The organism is Caballeronia glathei (genome assembly GCF_000698595.1).
Classification (GTDB): Bacteria; Pseudomonadota; Gammaproteobacteria; order Burkholderiales; family Burkholderiaceae; genus Caballeronia; species Caballeronia glathei.
This window is the reverse complement of record NZ_JFHC01000023.1, coordinates 89488-106860: the sequence shown is the minus strand read 5'-3', so window position 1 is coordinate 106860 and position 17373 is coordinate 89488. Positions and strand designations below refer to the sequence as shown.

Genomic DNA, 17373 nt, shown 5'->3' with positions numbered 1-17373 from the left:
AAGCCAATACAAGTTCCATAGAAGCACGAGCGCATCAGACGGTGTAACCGAACCAGCACAAACACCACACGCAGAAAGAAAAAAAGCCCTACGCGGCTTCGCGCAACTGACTCGCGATCTGCGCCTCATCGAGCTGCGGAGCAAACATCTCAATCAGCCGATACGCATACGCCCGCAAAAACGCGCCTTTGCGCAATCCCACGCGAGTGGTACTCGCCTCGAACAGATGCTGCGTGTCGAGCGCCACGAGTTCGGTGTCCCGTTTCGCGTCGTACGCCATCGCCGCCACGATGCCGATGCCCATCCCGAGCTCGACATACGTCTTGATCACGTCGGCGTCGATCGCGGTAAGCACGACATCCGGCATCGCCCCCGCCTTCGCGAACGCCTGGTCGACGTGCGAACGGCCCGTGAAGTCATTGTCGTAGGTGACGATCGGATACTCGGCAATGTCATCGAGCGTAATGTGCTCGCGCCCGACGAGCGGGTGGTCCTTCGGCACGACCACCGTGTGATGCCACGAGTAGCACGGGAACGTGACGATATCCGGATAGCGGTCCAGCGCCTCGGTCGAAATGCCGATATCCGCCTCGCCGTTGATGATCATCTGCGCAATCTGCTGCGGGCTGCCCTGGCGCAGCGCGAGGTGCACCTTCGGGAACACTTCCGTGAACTGGCGAATCACCTTCGGCAGCGCATAGCGCGCCTGCGTGTGGGTCGTCGCGACCACCAGATGCCCGTTGTCCTGGTCCGCGAACTGGCGCGCGACGCGCCGCAGGTTCTCCGCGTCGAGCAGCATGCGCTCGATCAGCTGATGCACTTCCTTGCCCGGCTCGGTGAGACCCGTCAGGCGCTTGCCGCGGCGAATGAAGATGTCGACGCCCAGTTCGTCCTCGAGATCCTTGATCTGCTTCGATACGCCCGACTGCGACGTGTAAAGCACATTGGCGACCTCGGTCAGGTTCATGTTCTGGCGCACGGCCTCGCGCACGAAGCGAAGTTGCTGGAAGTTCATGTCAGCCTCTCTTATTGATGTTATTGCGCGGGAAACACCCGCAGCACGCGCGGCACGGCTGTCACGCCGTCGCCGACATTCAGGTTCAGCTCGCGCCACGTCTCGCGGTCGAGCTCCGCTTCGAGCACGTTGCCTTCGCTGCCCTCGAGCTCGATGCGCACCGAGCCGCCCAGCGTGACGACGCGCCGCACGCCGACGACGATCCCGTCGCGATGCCCCGAGTCGGTCGGATAGAGCGTGAGGTCGTGCGGCCGGACGTAAGCGAGCGCCGGCCCGGTGAAGTGCGCAACCGCCGCGATCGGCTTGGCCGCTCCCTGTGCAACGAAGCCGCTCGCATCGACACTGCCTTTGAGCCGGTTCGCCGCGCCGAGGAACTCGTAGACGAACGACGTCTGCGGATGGTCGTAGACGTCCTGCGGGCTGCCCACCTGCTCTACGTGCCCGCGATTCAGCACGACGATGCGGTCCGCCACTTCGAGCGCTTCTTCCTGGTCGTGCGTGACAAAGATGGTCGAGATGTGCAGGTCGTCGTGCAGGCGCCGCAGCCAGCTGCGCAGTTCCTTGCGGACCTTGGCGTCGAGCGCGCCGAACGGCTCGTCGAGCAGCAGCACTTTCGGCTCCACCGCGAGCGCGCGGGCAAGCGCGATGCGCTGCCGCTGTCCGCCCGAAAGCTCGGAAGGAAAGCGTTGGGCGAGCCAGTCGAGTTGCACGAGCTTGAGCAGTTCGTGCACTTTTTCGCGGATCACCGCTTCCGACGGCCGCTCGCGCCGCGGCTTCACGCGCAGGCCGAACGCGACGTTCTCGAACACCGTCATGTGACGGAACAGCGCGTAGTGCTGGAACACGAACCCGACCTGGCGCTCGCGCGCGCCGACTTCCGCGACGTCCTCGCCATGCAGCACGACCTGTCCCGCGTCGGCATATTCGAGGCCCGCGATCACGCGCAGCAGCGTGGTCTTGCCGCAGCCGGACGGCCCGAGCAGCGCGACGAGCTCGCCCGCCGGGAAGTCGAGCGTGACGTTGTCGAGCGCGGTGAAGTCGCCGAAGCGCTTGTGCAGATTGCGAACGTTGATGCTCATGATTTCTCTCGCCTTCAGTTCTGGATGGACGCGACGGGCGCTTCGTGCGGCAGCGCCTGCGCTTGCCTGATCGATTGCGACATGCGGCGCTCCGCGAGCAGCTTGAGGCCCAGCGTGACGAGCGCGAGCAGCGCGAGCAGCGACGCCACCGCGAACGCGGCCGAGAAGTTGTACTCGTTGTAGAGGATTTCGACGTGCAGCGGCATCGTGTCGGTCTGTCCGCGGATGTGGCCCGACACCACCGACACCGCGCCGAACTCGCCCATCGCCCGCGCGTTGCAGAGGATCACGCCGTACAGCAGGCCCCATTTCACGTTCGGCAGTGTCACGCGGCGAAAGATCTGCCAGCCCGATGCACCGAGCACGTGAGCGGCCTCTTCCTCGTCGTTGCCCTGGGCCTGCATCAGCGGGATCAGCTCGCGCGCGACGAAGGGAAACGTCACGAAGATCGTCGCGAGCACGATGCCGGGCACGGCAAAGATGATCTGCACGTCGTGCGACATGAGCCACGGACCGAACCAGCCCTGCGCGCCGAACATCAGCACGTAGATGAGGCCCGAGATCACCGGCGAGACGGAGAACGGCAGGTCAATGAGCGTCGTGAGCAAGGCACGGCCCTTGAACTCGAACTTCGCGATCGCCCACGACGCCGCGAGCCCGAACACCACGTTGAGCGGCACGGCGATCGCCGCCGTCAGGAGCGTAAGCTTGATCGCGGACCACGCGTCGGGGTCCCTGAGCGACTCGAAGTAGAAGTCGATGCCCTTGCTGAACGCCTGCACGAATACCGCGGCAAGCGGCACCACGAGAAAAAGCGCGAGAAAGAGGAGCGCGATCGTCGTGAGAATCCAGCGCACCGCGCGCGATTCCGTGACGGGATCGAGCTTGTGTTCGGCAAGGCGCGCGGGCACGTCGGCCGCGCCGGCGTTACGGGTCGGCGTGCTCATGCCTTGCCCCCTTCGATGTGCAGCGAACCCGCCACCGCGGGCACCGCGCCCGTCCTGCTCGTGCGTCGCTGCAGGAACCACTGGAGCGTGTTGATGAGGAGCAGCATCAGGAACGACACGCACAGCATCACGACGGCAAGCGCGGTCGCGCCCGCGTAGTCGTACTGTTCGAGCTTCGTGATGATGAGGAGCGACGTGATCTCCGACTTCATCGGCACGTTGCCCGCGATGAAGATCACCGAGCCGTATTCGCCGAGCGCGCGCGCGAACGCAAGCGCGAAGCCCGTCAGGAGCGCGGGAAAGAGCGAGGGCAGCACGACGCGGCGGAACGTGAGCCAGCGCGTGGCGCCGAGGCAGGCGGCGGCCTCCTCCTGCTCGCGCTCGAAGTCCTCGAGCACGGGCTGCACCGTGCGCACCACGAACGGCAGGCCGATGAACGTGAGCGCGACCAGCACGCCGAGCGGCGTGAACGCCACCTTGATGCCGAGCGGCGCGAGATACTGACCGATCCAGCCGTTGCTCGCATAGACGGCCGCGAGCGAAATGCCCGCGACGGACGTGGGCAGCGCGAACGGCAGGTCGACCACGGCGTCGACGATGCGCTTGAACGGAAACGTGTAGCGCACGAGCACCCACGCAACCAGAAAGCCGAACACGGCGTTGATGAGCGCGCCGCCGAGCGCCGCGAGGAACGTGAGCCGGTACGAGGCGAGCACGCGCGGCGAAGTCACGGCACGCACGAACTGCGCCCAGTCGAGCGTCGCCGTCTTGGCGAACGTGGCCGCGAGCGGAATCAGCACCACGAGGCTCAAGTAAGCCACCGTGATGCCGAGTGTCAGCCCGAAGCCGGGCAGCGCGCTCGGCTTGCGGAAAGTGAAGGTCGTCATCCTTGGTTCATCCTGTTCCAGCGCGCCGGGGTGTGGCGCCTTGCCCTGCTTGTGTTTGTATGCGGTCGTCGTGGTGCGCCGCTTGGGTGCTGCCGTGCTGCGTTCCTGCAAGCCTTCCGATGCGCGCGGCATCGCAGGAGCCCTGCAATGCCGCGTCCTTCAAGAGCCTTACTGCGGCTGATAGATCGAGTCGAACACGCCGCCGTCGGCGAAGTGCGTCTTCTGCGCCTTGGTCCATCCGCCGAAAGTGTCGTCGATGGTGTAGAGCTTCAGCTTCGGAAACTGCTTCGTGAGCGCGGCCGGGACCTTCGACGAACGCGGCCGGTAGAAGTTGCGCGCGGCGATCTCCTGCCCTTCCTCGCTGTACAGATACTTCAGGTAGGCCTCCGCGAGCTTGCGGGTGCCGTGCCGCTCGACCACCTTGTCGACGACGGCCACCGGCGGCTCCGCCAGAATGCTCACCGACGGCACCACGATCTCGAACTTGTCCGAGCCGAATTCCTTCAGCGACAGGAACGCCTCGTTTTCCCAGGCGATCAGCACGTCGCCCTGGCCGCGCTGCACGAAGCTCGTCGTCGCGCCGCGCGCGCCCGAGTCGAGCACGCCTGCATTCTTATACAGCTTCGTCACGAAGTCTTTGGCCGTCTGCTCGCTGCCGCCCGGCTGGTGCTGCGCATACGCCCACGCCGCAAGGTAGTTCCAGCGCGCGCCGCCCGAGGTCTTCGGATTCGGCGTCACGATCGAGACGCCCGGTTTCGTGAGGTCGTTCCAGTCCTTGATCTGCTTCGGGTTGCCCTTGCGCACCAGAAACACGATGGTCGAGGTGTAAGGCGACGCGTTGTCCGGCAGCCGCTTCTGCCAGTCCTGGCTGATGAGGCCCTTGGCCGCGAGCGCGTCGATGTCGTACGCGAGCGCGAGCGTCACGACATCGGCCTGCAGGCCGTCGAGCACCGCGCGCGCCTGCCCGCCCGAGCCGCCGTGCGACTGCTTGAACGTCACCGATTCGCCGGTCTCGGCCTTCCACTTCTTGCCGAACGCCTGATTGAAGTCCTGATACAGCTCGCGCGTCGGGTCGTAGGAAACATTGAGGAACGCGGTGTCCGCGTGCGCAGAGGAAACGGCGGTGAAGCCCGTCGCGGCGCCGAGCGCCAGCGCCGCAAAAAGGCGCCGCGTGCGCGCGCCCAAACCCGATTTACGACTTTGCATTCCCCGTTCTCCGTCTTTTTGAGTGGACGAAGGCAGTCTATCGACGAGGTTTCATTATTAAAAATAATCGTTCTTCATTTTTTAAGATGCAAAAGTGCTAACGACCGCCCGGCGCGGCGTTGCGGCGTCGGAACCGCTGCAAATGCGCCCTCAGCGGCCTGCGGACCGGTGCCCGTCCGGTCGATTGCGCGGCGAACTTAAAGTAAACCTTGAAAAGCGCGAAATACTGTATAAAAATACAGTCACCTGTCCATCCATACAGTGCACCAGAGGCCCGAGCCAGTGACCAAAATGAGCAAACTAACCGCACGGCAGCAGCAGGTGTTCGAACTGATCCAGCGCGCGATCGACCGCACCGGCTTCCCGCCCACGCGCGCGGAGATCGCCGCCGAGCTCGGTTTCAGCTCGGCGAACTCAGCCGAAGAACATCTGCGCGCGCTCGCCCGCAAGGGCGTGATCGAACTGGCTGCGGGGGCGTCGCGGGGCATCCGGCTCATCAGCACCGAAGACGCGCCGCATCAGTTCACGCTGCCGCACGCGAGCATCATGCAGTTGCCGCTGGTCGGCCGGGTAGCGGCGGGGAGCCCCATCCTTGCGCAGGAACATATCTCGCAAACCTACACGTGCGACCCGGCGCTCTTCTCGGCAAAGCCCGACTATCTGCTGAAGGTGCGCGGCCTTTCCATGCGCGACGCGGGCATTTTCGACGGCGACCTGCTCGCGGTGCAGAAAAGGAATGAGGCGAAGGACGGCCAGATCGTCGTCGCGCGTCTGGGCGACGATGTCACCGTGAAGCGCTGGAAGCGCCATCCGGGCGGCGTCGAACTGATCGCCGAGAACCCGGATTACGAGAACATCTTCGTCAAGTCCGGCAGCACGGATTTCGCGCTCGAAGGCATCGCGGTCGGGCTGATCCGGCCCGGCGAGTTCTGACGAGGCGGTATTCGCGTTCGTCTGCGGCGCGATAGTCCGCGCCGGTCCTTACATCAATCGAGAAACAAAGCGCGACGGCCGCCGCCTGCGGCAGGCCGCGGTGTGCCCTATCGCCTGGAGAAACATCATGGAACGATTTGCCCGTCTGCTGCCCTTTCGCCAGTTCGGCCGTCTGCGCCATCTGCGCTCGCTCGTTGCCTGCAACGCCCCGCAGGCGGATGCTGCAACGGGCCCCGGCCTGTTCGACGACCTGCCCGCGCTGCCGTCCCGCCAGCCGGCGTTCGCGCGCGTCTCGCTGAGTTCGGCGGTGCATGCGCAGGCCGAGCGGCGCGCGCCGGTGCGGATCTATCGCGGCGAATCGCGCGTCATCATGGTCGGCAATATCGACGAAGTGTCGCGAATGATCGACCGTTGCATCGACGAGGAACGCGCCGGGCTGGCAGACGGGCTCTTCGCCTGAGCGCCGGCGTCTGGCAACTTCGCCCGACAGCTTCATGCGTTTGCCGGTCACGGGATAATTCCTGCGCTTGCGTGGTCCATTCCTAGACTCACGTCCAGCCAAGAGGTATCCAATCGTATGACCCGCACCAGCAAGTCGGTTGTTGTCACGCTCGTTGTCATCGTCGTGGTCGCGGCGCTCGCCTACATTTATGCGTCGCCTTACATCGCGCTCGATCGCGTCAAACGCGCCGCCGACGCGCGCGATGCGCAGACGGTCAATCAGTACGTCGATTTTCCGGCGCTGCGCGACAGCCTGAAGCAGCAGATAACCGAGTTGCTCACTCGGCGTGTCGATATTCAGAAAAGCGGCAATCCGCTCGCCGTTATCGGCGCGATGATCGGTGCCGCGCTCGTGGGGCCGATCATCGACTCCTACGCGACGCCCGACGGCGTCGCCGCGATTCTGAACGGCATTCCGCCGCGCGGGAATCCGGGCGAGCGGCCGCCCGCGCCGCCTGCGGCGGGCGCCCCATCGGAGGGGACGAATCAGGCGAATCAGGAAACTCCGGCGCCCGCGCCGGCTTCCGGAATCGCCACGGCTCAGGAGTCGCCGCGCCAGCCGCCACAAACCACGGCGGGCTACCGCAGTTTCGACACGTTCGTCGTCACCTACCAGCACGGCGCGGGCGACGCGCACTATTCAGCGATTTTCCGGCGCAGTGGCCTCGTCTCCTGGAAGCTGGTCGCGGTGGACCTGAACGGCTGAGGCGCGCGCAAGGCAACAGGCGGACGAAGCATCCGGTGCGGTCCGCTCTGCCGTCACGCCGGCGCGTGCGCCCGACCGACGAACCCGCGCACGCCGCGAGCGTCGGGATCAGGCGCTGACCTCCGTCTTCACGGGCTTCGCGGCGTGTGCCGCGTCCTCCTCGGCATCGGCCGATTCGCCCGCCTGACACACCGCGACGAGAATGCTGCACGACACGCGGTCGAGCAGCGGGGTATTGCCCGCCCCCATCCACCAGCGCGCAAGCCCGCTGCGGCAGCGATGGCCGACCACCACGAGATCCACCTTCAGGCTGTCGGCGAGACTCGCGATTTCATCGATCGGATGGCCGAACGCGAAATGCCCCTGCGCGTGCAGGCCGCGTTCGGTGAGCCAGTCGACGCCTTCCTGGAGGATGTCGCGGGCGGCGTCCTCGAAACGTCCGCAGGCCATGTCGGTCAGGAGACCCGCGCTTTGCGCGATGCTGGAGCGCATGTCGACGACGGCCAGCACGTGGGTCTCGGCCTTCAGGTCGAGTGCCAGATTGGCGCCGTGGCGCAGTGCCTTGCGCCCTTCGCGGGTACCGTCGTAGCACAGCAGGATTTTCTGGTAGCTCGACATGGTGGTTCTCCAGGCTGCATGAAATCGGCGGGAGTGGTGCCTGCATGATCGTGCGTCGCCGTGCGGGTGGCAACGATGGAAAACGCCTACGAGCACCGCTCCAAGCTTGCACCGTGCCAGAAGCCCGCAGGTCTTGCCGGACAAGGCGCTGGCGTTTTCGGCCGGCGCGCTGGCGCCCGTTTTGCCGCTGCGGCGGCGCCATCGTGCGCGCGAGCGGTGCAAAGGACGCAGCCCGAGCGCCCGAATGGTGCAATGGATTAAACTAGCCCGCTGTGCTTCCTCAATAAGCTGGACCCGAGAATGTCAGAGGCAGAAATGGAGACCAGGCCGCCCGGGGCCGTCACGGCGGCCGACGAGAGCGCGCCGGCAATCGAATTTTCCGAGGTCATAAAGCATTACGGCGACAAGACCGTCGTCGACGGCCTGTCGTTTTTCGTCCGGCCGGGCGAGTGCTTCGGACTCCTCGGCCCGAACGGCGCCGGCAAGACCACTACGCTCAGGATGCTGCTTGGCATCGCGTCGCCGGATGCGGGCGTGATCCGGCTGGTCGACGAACCGATTCCCTCGCGCGCCCGCTTCGCGCGCCAGCGCGTGGGCGTCGTGCCGCAGTTCGACAATCTCGACCCCGACTTCACCGTGCGCGAAAACCTGCTCGTGTTCGGCCGCTACTTCGGCATGAGCGGCCATGAGATCGAGGCGCTCGTGCCGTCGCTGCTCGAATTCGCGCGGCTCGAAAGCAAGGCGAACGCGCGCGTCGGCGAATTGTCGGGCGGAATGAAGCGGCGGCTTACGCTTGCGCGCGCGCTCGTCAACGACCCCGACGTGCTCGTGATGGACGAACCCACCACGGGCCTCGACCCGCAGGCGCGCCACCTGATCTGGGAGCGGCTGCGCTCGCTGCTCGCGCGCGGCAAGACGATCCTGCTCACTACGCACTTCATGGAAGAGGCAGAGCGCCTTTGCGACCGGCTGTGCGTGATCGAGGAAGGCCGCAAGATCGCCGAGGGCCGGCCGCACGAGCTGGTCGAGTCGGTGATCGGCTGCGACGTGATCGAAATCTACGGTTCCGATCCGCAGGCGCTGCGCGCCGAACTCGCGCCGTTCGTCGAGCGAATGGAGATCAGCGGCGAGACGCTCTTTTGCTATGTCGACGATCCGCAGCCCGTGCATCAGCGCGTGCGCGGGCGCCCGGGCGTGCGCTATCTGCACCGGCCGGCGAATCTCGAAGACGTGTTCCTGCGCCTGACCGGGCGCGAGATGGTGGACTAGACAAGCGCCATGGATTCCCTGGATCAGACCCGCGTGCCAGGCACGCGCACACGCAGCAAGACGCACGATCACGCGGGCGCCCCGCGCCACGCGTCCGCGATGCCGGCCAACGCCACCCACTGGATCTCGGTCTGGCGGCGCAACTATCTCGTCTGGAAGAAGCTGGCAGTGGCGTCGATGTTCGGCAATCTCGCCGATCCGATGATCTACCTCTTCGGCCTCGGGCTCGGGCTGGGCCTGATGGTCGGGCGCGTGGACGGCGTGTCCTACATCGCGTTTCTCGCGGCGGGCACGGTGGCCTCGAGCGTGATGATGTCGGCGAGCTTCGAGTCGATGTATTCGGGCTTTTCGCGCATGCACGTGCAGCGCACGTGGGAGGCGATCATGCACACGCCGCTCACGCTCGGCGACATCGTGCTCGGCGAGGTGATCTGGGCGGCGAGCAAGTCGGTGCTCTCGGGCGTCGCGATCATGCTCGTGGCGGGCGTGCTCGGCTACGCGAGCTTTCCGTCGATGCTCTACGCGCTGCCCGTGATCGTGCTGGCGGGCCTTGCGTTCGCGAGCACCGCGATGATCGTCACGGCAATCGCGCCGAGCTACGACTTCTTCATGTTCTACCAGACGCTCGCGCTCACGCCGATGCTGCTGCTCTCCGGGGTGTTCTTCCCGATCACGCAGTTGCCCGCGCTCGCGCAGCACGTCGCGCTGCTTTTGCCGCTCTCGCACGCGGTGGAGCTGATCCGGCCGCTGATGCTGGATCGCCCCGTCGATCATCTGGCCGTACATGTCGGCGTCCTGCTCGCCTACGCGGTCGTGCCGTTCTTCATCTGCGCGGTGCTGTTTCGACGGCGTATGATGAAGTGAAAGTGAGCGCATCGCGCGTCGAAACTGAAAAGGGCCGCATGAAAAAACATGCGGCCCTTCTCGTTTGCGCGCCGGGCGCGACGCGTCACTTCACCGGAAACTCCTTGTGCCCGCCGAAGCCGAAGCGCATCGCCGAGAGCACCCGTTCGGGGAACGACTCGGCGTCGCGTGACCTGAAGCGCGTATAGAGCGCAGCCGACAGCACCTGCGCGGGCACCGCCTCCTCGATCGCCGCCTCGATGGTCCAGCGGCCTTCGCCGCTGTCCGCGACTTCCGTCGAGAAATGTTCGAGCGTGCCGTCCTGCGCGAGCGCGCCGGCGGTGAGATCGAGCAGCCACGACGACACCACGCTGCCGCGCCGCCACACTTCCGCGACGTCCGCGAGGTCGAGGTCGTAGCGCTGGTCAGGCTCCAGATCCGGCGACGCCTTGTGTTTGAGGATATGGAACCCTTCCGCGTACGCCTGCATCAGCCCGTACTCGATACCGTTATGCACCATCTTCACGAAATGCCCCGAGCCGACCGGCCCGGTATGCATATAGCCGTTCTCGACGCGCGGATCGCGCCCGTCGCGGTCCGGCGTCGCGGGAATGTCGCCGCGTCCCGGCGCGAGCACGGAGAGGATCGGATCGATGCGGCGCACGATGTCGTCCTCGCCACCGATCATCATGCAGTAGCCGCGCTGCAGGCCCCACACGCCGCCCGAGGTGCCGACATCCACGTAATGCACGCCCTGCTCGCGAAACTGCGCCGCGCGCCGGATGTCGTCCTTGTAGAAGCTGTTGCCGCCGTCGATCACCACGTCGTCCGCGGCGAGAATCCTGTGCAGGTCGTCGAGCGTGTCCTCGGTGATCTTGCCCGCGGGCAGCATCAGCCAGATCACGCGCGGCGTGCCGAGCTTCGCGACCAGGTCGCCCAGATCGTTCGCGCCCGTCGCACCCTCCTTCGCGAGCGCCTGAGTGGCCTCAGGATTGTGATCGTAGACGACGCAGCTGTGCCCTCCCCGCATGAGCCGCCTGCCGATGTTGCCGCCCATCCGTCCCAGTCCCACGATGCCGATCTGCATGACTCACTCCTTGCCGTTGGATTTGACGCGCTCGATCTGCTTCTTGGCTTCGTCGTAGACACGCTCGGGCGTGAAGCCGAACTTCGTCTTCAGCGCCTTGAGCGGCGCCGATGCACCGAACGTATGCATCACGATCTGCGAGCCCAGGCGCCCCACGTAGCGGTCCCAGCCGAGCGTCGCCGCCTGCTCCACCGCGACGCGCGCGTTCACGTCCGGCGGCAGCACCGAGTCCTTGTAGGCGTGGTCCTGCTGCTCGAAGATGTCCCACGAAGGCATCGACACCACGCGCGCCGCCACGCCCTCCGCCTTCAGCTTCTCGTATGCCGCGACGCACAACGATACTTCGCTGCCGGTCGCGAGCAAAAGCACCTCGGGCTTTTTGCCGTCGGGCGCGTCGGCGAGCACGTAGGCGCCGCGCCGCACGCCCTCCGCCGGCCCGTACTTCTTGCGGTCGAAGGTGGGCAGCGGCTGGCGCGTCACGACGATGCACGCCGGCACGTGCGGGCGCGACAGCGCGACGCGCCACGCCTCGCCCACTTCGTTCGCGTCCGCGGGACGCAGCGTGGTGAGCCCGGGCACGCCGCGCAGCGAGGCGAGCTGCTCGATCGGCTGGTGCGTCGGGCCGTCCTCGCCGACGCCGATCGAATCGTGCGTGAACACGTAGACCACCGGCACCTCCATGATCGCGGAGAGGCGGATCGGCGGCTTCATGTAGTCGCTGAAAATCAGGAACGTCGAGGCGAACGGCCGCAAGCCCGAGAGCGCGAGGCCGTTCGCGACCGCGCCCATGCCGTGCTCGCGGATGCCGAAATGCAGGTTCCGGCCCCCGTAGCTGTCGTGCTCGAAGCTGCCCGCGCCTTCGAACTTGAGGTTGGTTTTCGTGGACGGCGCGAGGTCCGCCGCGCCGCCGATCATCCACGGAATGCGCTGCGCGATCGCGTTGAGCACCTTGCCCGACGACTCGCGCGTCGCGATGCCCTTTTCGTCTGGCTCGAACACGGGAATGTCGGCGTCCCAGTTGTCGGGCAGCGCGTTCGCGTGCATCTGCGAGAACTGCGCGCCAAGCTCGGGAAACTGCTTGCCGTAGTCGGCGAAGCGCTTTTCCCACTCCTCGCGCGCCGCCTTGCCGCGCGCGCCCATGCCCGCCGCGAAATGCTCGCGCACGCCCTCCGGCACGAGAAACTGGGCGTCTTCCGGCCAGCCGTAGGCGCGCTTCGCGAGCTTGATCTCTTCCTCGCCGAGCGGCTCGCCGTGGGCCGCGGACGTGTCCTGCTTGTTCGGCGCGCCCCACGCGATGATGCTCTTCACGACGATCAGCGTCGGCTTGTCGGTCGTCGCCTTGGCCTTGTTGATGGCAGCTTCGAGCGCGGCTTCGTCGTTGGCGTCGTCGACGTGCATCGTGTTCCAGTTGTAGCCGCGAAAACGCGACTCCACGTCGTCGCTGTAGGCGAGATCGGTGTGGCCTTCGATGGTGATGCGGTTGCTGTCGTAGATCCAGATCAGGTTCGAGAGCCGCAGGTGGCCCGCGAGCGACGCCGCTTCGTGCGACACGCCTTCCATCATGTCGCCGTCGCCGCAAAGCGCGTAGACGCGGTAGCCGAAAAGCGCGGCGCCCGGCTGGTTGAAATGCGCCTCGTGCCAGCGGGCGGCCATCGCCATGCCGACGCTGTTGCCCAGGCCCTGCCCGAGCGGGCCGGTGGTGGTCTCGACGCCGGTCGTCTCCCGGTATTCGGGGTGGCCCGGCGTCTTGCTGTCGAGCTGGCGGAACTGCTTGATGTCGTCGAGCGAGACGGCGGGGCCGCCCGTCGGCTTGCCGTCCTCGCCGACCGCCTTCACGCCCGCGAGATGCAGCAGCGAATAGAGCAGCATCGACGCGTGCCCGACCGACAGGACGAAGCGGTCACGGTTGGGCCACAGCGGTGCCTCGGGGTCGTAGCGCAGATGGTTCTGCCACAGGTGGAACGCAACGGGGGCCAGCGCCATCGGCGTGCCGGGGTGGCCGGAGTTGGCCTTCTGGACGGCATCCATCGACAGCGTCCGGATGGTGTTGATGCACAGCTGGTCGAGATCGGCGGGGGACTTCGCAGAGGCTGGTGACATGAGCGACGACTCCTTGGAAAGAGCGCGCGCTGAGGCACGAGAGGCGCCGCAGCGGGCAACCAGGTCATTCGAGCAAGTGTAGTGCCTCGACGGCGGCACTGCATCGGAAAACGTCAAAGGCGCACCGCAACCGGGATAGCAGCGGCTTACAGCATGAAAGACCGTGCGAGCCGTGGCACGGTTGCGGCAGGATCATGACAGCCGCGGGAAGCCGGCGGCAGCCGCGCCGCGCACCCATGCTGCCACATTCGCGGCGACGCAAGGGGCCGCCGCGACATTTACCCATGAAAGCCCGGCTGTTTTTGTCGGACGGATCGATGCCCGGGGCCGCGCTGCAAGGACAACATCGACGCTACCATAGCCGCGCCTGTCGTGCCTTGAATCAGCCTCGGTCTGCCCTGGCCTGCTTTGGCCCCGCTTCGACGCTAGAATGGCGAGCCGACGGCCCGTCGGCCGGCGCGTCAGTTGCGCTCGCGCCGCATGTCCTCGAATTCATTGAAGTACGCACACCGCGCTCAGGAGACTCCCGCCGATGCAGGCCCCCGATGGTCCAGATCGTCACGATCCGCCCGCCCGCCCCGCCGCCTCCGGCTCCGCGCCCCGTGGCGCCTCGCTGATCGTGACGCTGGTTGCCGCGACGTTCTTCATGGAGAACCTCGACGGCACCATCATTGCGACCGCGCTACCGCAAATGGCCCATTCGTTCGGCGTGCACCCCGCCGACATGAGCCTCGGCATCACCGCCTATCTGCTGACGCTCGCCGTCTTCATTCCGATCAGCGGCTGGGCCGCCGACCGCTTCGGCCTGCGCACCGTGTTCGCGAGCGCGATCGCCGTCTTCACGGCGGCCTCCGTGCTGTGCGCGGCCACCTCCACCTTGCCCGCGTTCGCCGCGGCGCGCGTGCTGCAGGGCATCGGCGGCGCGATGATGGTGCCCGTCGGGCGCCTGGCCGTGCTGCGCGCGACGCCAAAGGACGGCCTGATGCGCGCGATCGCGATCATCACCTGGCCGGGGCTCGTCGCGCCGGTGATCGGGCCGCCGCTCGGCGGCTTCATCACGACCTACTCGTCGTGGCGCTGGATCTTCTATCTCAACCTGCCGCTCGGCTGCATCGGCATGTTCGTGGCGCTGCGCTATCTCGACAACACCCGCGAGGACGCCACGCGCCGCTTCGACCTGCCCGGCTTCGCGCTCTGCGGCCTCGCGTGCACGACGCTGCTCTACGCGATGGAACTGATCGGCAGCAACGACACGCCCTGGCCGCTCGCGAGCGCGCTCGTCGCGGTGGGCGTGGTGGCGGGCGTGGCCGCATGGCTGCACTTGCGCCGCGCGCGGGAGCCGGTCGTCGATCTGTCGGCGCTCAAGGTCAAGACGTTCGCCGTCGCGATGGGCGGCGGCTCGCTCTTTCGCATCTCGATCAGCGCGGTGCCGTTCCTGCTGCCGCTGATGTTCCAGGTCGGCTTCGGGATGAACGCATTCGAGTCGGGGCTGCTCACGCTCGCCGTGTTCGCAGGCAACCTGCTGATGAAGCTCGTCACCACGCCGGTCATGCGGCGCTTCGGGTTCCGCCCGGTGCTGATCGTCAACGGCGTGCTCGCGGCGCTCTCGCTCGCCGCGATGAGCCTGCTCTCGCCCGCGACGCCCAAAACCGTGATCGTCGCCGTGCTGTTCGCGAGTGGCCTGTCGCGCTCACTGCAGTTCACCGCGCTCAACACGCTCAGTTTCGCCGACGTGCCCAAGGCGCAGATGAGCGGCGCCTCGGCATTGTCGAGCACATTGTTCCAGATGACGATGGGGATCGGCGTCGCGGTCGGGGCCATCGCGCTGAGGCTCGCAGAATGGATGCACGGGCACGATTCGCAGTCGATCGCGCCGGACGATTTCAGCGTGGCGTTCCTGATCGTCGCGGTGGTCGGACTCGTGGGCGTCGCCGACCTCTTCGGCCTCGCACGCGATGCGGGCGCGGTCGTGAGCGGCCACCGGCCGCGCAAGACGCGCGGCGCGTAAAGCGGTTGGGGCGCGAGAGACGCGTAAGGCCCGTAAGGCCCGTAAGGCGCGCGATGATCAGGGCGCCGCGCGCCTGAGCCAGTCGAGCCAGCCAAGCGCGATCGCCGCATTCACGAGCACGCCGAGCGTCGCCGCGAGCGCCGCGATCATCGTCCAGAACGCCGAACGGCGCGACGCCTCGGCGGACGCGCGCGCGATCTGCGCAGCGTCGTTCGCCGCCGCGACCGACGCGAACATTGCGCGCCGCTCCTCGTTCTGACGGCCCGCTTCCTTCTGAAAGAGCCACGCGCGTTTCGCGTGGGCCTCGGAGTCCGCCGGCGACCCCTCTTCTTCCAGCTGCGCGCGTATCGACGCCTCGCCCGCTGCCTCGTAGCGGCGGTAGCGCGCTTCGCACTCGTTCGTGGGTGACTCGTTCGCGTGCTCGTCCATGGTCTCGGTCCGATGGTCCCGGCGGATAACACCGATTTTCACCCGCGCACGCCATTCGCACCAGACACGCATTTCGCCACGCCGTGCACACGTTTCAGGCAGCGGAATAAACGCTCCTGGTCGATCGTTGAACCATCAGACCGCGCGGCTTTTCGCGCGAGCAGGCAACCACGCGGCGGCGCGGCTCCGTGCAATCCGGTCGATGTGCCCGCCGCGCATCGCCATGCAGCAAACAAGGCAGGACCGCATCATGTGCAAGCTTCTCCGTCTGTCGATCGTGATCTTTCTTCTCGGCTTTCGCGCCTTCGCATTCGCGCAGTCCGACGACGATCCGTCCGCGCCGTTTGGCAGCGCCGATTGCCGCGCGATCGACGGACAGGCCGAGATAGACGGCACCATGCAGGAGATCGTCGGACGCGCGTGCCGTCAGCCCGACGGCACCTGGCAGGTGATGCGCGACGACTCCGACGGCAGCGTGCTCGTGTATCCGGCGGGCGCATATCCGTATCCCGATCCGTGGTACTGGGGACCGCCGCTTTTCGTCGGCGTGGGGGCGAGCTTCGTCTTCGTCGACCGCTTCCACCACTTCCATCATTTTCACCAGTTCGGCCACGATCATTTCGGCAGGCCGCATGGCGGAGGCTTTCACGGCGGCAACATGCATGCATTCGGCGGCATGCACGGCGGGGGCGGAATGCATGGATTCGGCGGCGGACGGCGTTGAAATCACAATCAGCAGCCGTATCGGGCGGCGCCACGGCTGTCACCGGCCATCAGCGATCGCCGCAACTCGCCTTCGGTCGCTGCCGTGCGGCGGCGCGGCCCGCAACATCGCGAGCCGCGCGCGACGCGATGTGCGGCTTTACAGCTGGCTCATTCCGCCGTCGATCACGATCTCCGTTCCGACGATGAAGCCCGACTCCGGCGAAGCCAGATGAAGCACCGTCGCGGCAATCTCGCTCGCGCGGCCAAAGCGGCCGATCGGAATCTGGCTTTGCAGTTGCGCGACGACGTCGCCCGTCACGCCGAGCTTCGCATGCAGCGGCGTCGCGACCGGGCCGGGGCTGATCACGTTCACGCGAACGCCGCGCGACAGCAGATCGGCGGAGAGCGTCTTCGCGAGCGAGATGAGCGCCGCCTTGCTCGCCGCATACACCGACGAAGCCGGCATGCCGATGCGCGCGTTGATGGAGCCGTTCAGCACGATCGATGCGCCCTCGTTCAGGAGCGGCGCGAGCGCCTGGATCTGGAAGAACGCGCCCTTCACGTTGATGTCGAAGGTCTGGTCCCACATCGATTCCTCGACGTCCGCGAGCGGCGCGAACTTCGCGATGCCGGCGTTGATGAACACCGCGTCGAGCCGGATATCCGCGGCGGCGAGTCGCTGCGCCAGTTCGCGCGCGGCGGCGACCGAGCCGGCGTCGTTCGCGATCGCAAGCGAGCCCGCGCCGAGCGTTTCCTTCGCCGCCGCGAGCGTGGCCGTATCGCGGCCGGTGATGATCACACGTGCGCCTTCGGATGCAAAGGCCTGCGCCGTGGTCAGTCCCATTCCGCTGTTGCCGCCCGTGACGAGTACGGTCTTTCCTTCAAAGCGATTCATGACGTTCTCCTTTGAACGTTGATCAGTGTGAAAGGATTGTGGACGGCCAAAGGCGCCTTGCCGTACGAGGATTCCGACGCACACGTTCGAAGTTTTCGAACGTGTGCGTCGGCAGCCGAGGGAACGATGAAAAAAACGGGGAAGC

17 protein-coding genes are annotated in these 17373 nt (G+C 66.4%); 7 read left to right on the top strand and 10 right to left on the bottom strand.

Going from position 1 to position 17373, the window contains the following annotated elements; translation table 11 throughout:
* Positions 1-88 precede the first annotated feature (88 nt).
* The 5 genes from BG61_RS16460 to BG61_RS16440 form a co-directional block, all read right to left on the bottom strand.
* Entirely contained in the window at positions 89-1015 is a 927-nt protein-coding gene (locus tag BG61_RS16460) for a CysB family HTH-type transcriptional regulator (RefSeq protein WP_035933113.1), read from the bottom strand.
* Positions 1016-1035: 20 nt separating this feature from the next.
* Complete coding sequence (locus BG61_RS16455) at positions 1036-2094, bottom strand: sulfate/molybdate ABC transporter ATP-binding protein (RefSeq protein WP_035933116.1); 1059 nt, start codon at positions 2092-2094, stop codon at positions 1036-1038.
* A 14-nt stretch (positions 2095-2108) separates the two neighbouring features.
* The gene (gene cysW / locus BG61_RS16450) at positions 2109-3041 is read right to left on the bottom strand and encodes a sulfate ABC transporter permease subunit CysW (protein ID WP_232256179.1); all 933 of its coding nucleotides are present in this window, start codon (positions 3039-3041) and stop codon (positions 2109-2111) included.
* Complete coding sequence (gene cysT, locus BG61_RS16445) at positions 3038-3928, bottom strand: sulfate ABC transporter permease subunit CysT (RefSeq protein WP_035933256.1); 891 nt, start codon at positions 3926-3928, stop codon at positions 3038-3040. The genes cysW and cysT overlap by 4 nt, the downstream gene beginning before the upstream one ends.
* A gap of 168 nt (positions 3929-4096) precedes the next feature.
* The gene (locus BG61_RS16440) at positions 4097-5134 is read right to left on the bottom strand and encodes a sulfate ABC transporter substrate-binding protein (protein WP_035933118.1); all 1038 of its coding nucleotides are present in this window, start codon (positions 5132-5134) and stop codon (positions 4097-4099) included.
* 291 nt (positions 5135-5425) lie between these two features.
* On the opposite strand from BG61_RS16440, the gene lexA reads away from it, so the two are divergent.
* The 3 genes from lexA to BG61_RS16425 all read left to right on the top strand — a co-directional run bounded on the left by lexA (position 5426) and on the right by BG61_RS16425 (position 7274).
* Positions 5426-6067 (top strand): transcriptional repressor LexA, encoded by a 642-nt coding sequence (gene lexA / locus BG61_RS16435; RefSeq protein ID WP_035933120.1) that lies wholly within the window; start codon positions 5426-5428, stop codon positions 6065-6067.
* A 127-nt stretch (positions 6068-6194) separates the two neighbouring features.
* Positions 6195-6527 (top strand): hypothetical protein, encoded by a 333-nt coding sequence (locus BG61_RS16430; protein ID WP_035933122.1) that lies wholly within the window; start codon positions 6195-6197, stop codon positions 6525-6527.
* A 117-nt stretch (positions 6528-6644) separates the two neighbouring features.
* Positions 6645-7274 carry a DUF2939 domain-containing protein gene (locus BG61_RS16425; RefSeq protein WP_035933124.1) on the top strand — a complete coding sequence of 210 codons (630 nt, stop codon included), beginning with the start codon at positions 6645-6647 and terminating at the stop codon, positions 7272-7274.
* A 108-nt stretch (positions 7275-7382) separates the two neighbouring features.
* Here BG61_RS16425 and BG61_RS16420 read toward each other — a convergent pair whose 3' ends face one another.
* Positions 7383-7892: a universal stress protein gene (locus tag BG61_RS16420; protein ID WP_035933127.1), complete on the bottom strand. Its 510-nt coding sequence runs from the start codon at positions 7890-7892 to the stop codon at positions 7383-7385.
* Between the two features lie 315 nt (positions 7893-8207).
* On the opposite strand from BG61_RS16420, the gene nodI reads away from it, so the two are divergent.
* On the top strand, positions 8208-9161 hold the full coding sequence (gene nodI, locus BG61_RS16415) for a nodulation factor ABC transporter ATP-binding protein NodI (RefSeq protein ID WP_035933128.1): 954 nt from the start codon (positions 8208-8210) through the stop codon (positions 9159-9161).
* A gap of 99 nt (positions 9162-9260) precedes the next feature.
* Positions 9261-10025 carry an ABC transporter permease gene (locus tag BG61_RS16410; RefSeq protein WP_232256184.1) on the top strand — a complete coding sequence of 255 codons (765 nt, stop codon included), beginning with the start codon at positions 9261-9263 and terminating at the stop codon, positions 10023-10025.
* An 85-nt stretch (positions 10026-10110) separates the two neighbouring features.
* On the opposite strand, the gene gnd is transcribed toward BG61_RS16410, so the two are convergent.
* Complete coding sequence (gene gnd, locus BG61_RS16405; protein ID WP_035933130.1) at positions 10111-11091, bottom strand: phosphogluconate dehydrogenase (NAD(+)-dependent, decarboxylating); 981 nt, start codon at positions 11089-11091, stop codon at positions 10111-10113.
* Between the two features lie 3 nt (positions 11092-11094).
* Positions 11095-13191: a transketolase gene (gene tkt, locus BG61_RS16400; protein WP_035933133.1), complete on the bottom strand. Its 2097-nt coding sequence runs from the start codon at positions 13189-13191 to the stop codon at positions 11095-11097.
* 532 nt (positions 13192-13723) lie between these two features.
* Here tkt and BG61_RS16395 point away from each other — a divergent pair.
* Positions 13724-15199 carry a DHA2 family efflux MFS transporter permease subunit gene (locus BG61_RS16395; protein WP_081868091.1) on the top strand — a complete coding sequence of 492 codons (1476 nt, stop codon included), beginning with the start codon at positions 13724-13726 and terminating at the stop codon, positions 15197-15199.
* 57 nt (positions 15200-15256) lie between these two features.
* Here BG61_RS16395 and BG61_RS16390 read toward each other — a convergent pair whose 3' ends face one another.
* On the bottom strand, positions 15257-15628 hold the full coding sequence (locus tag BG61_RS16390; protein WP_035933136.1) for a hypothetical protein: 372 nt from the start codon (positions 15626-15628) through the stop codon (positions 15257-15259).
* Between the two features lie 250 nt (positions 15629-15878).
* On the opposite strand from BG61_RS16390, the gene BG61_RS16385 reads away from it, so the two are divergent.
* Positions 15879-16352, top strand: a complete 474-nt coding sequence (locus tag BG61_RS16385) for a hypothetical protein (protein WP_035933263.1) — start codon at positions 15879-15881, stop codon at positions 16350-16352.
* Between the two features lie 138 nt (positions 16353-16490).
* On the opposite strand, the gene BG61_RS16380 is transcribed toward BG61_RS16385, so the two are convergent.
* Entirely contained in the window at positions 16491-17228 is a 738-nt protein-coding gene (locus BG61_RS16380; protein WP_035933138.1) for an SDR family oxidoreductase, read from the bottom strand.
* Positions 17229-17373: the final 145 nt, after the last annotated feature.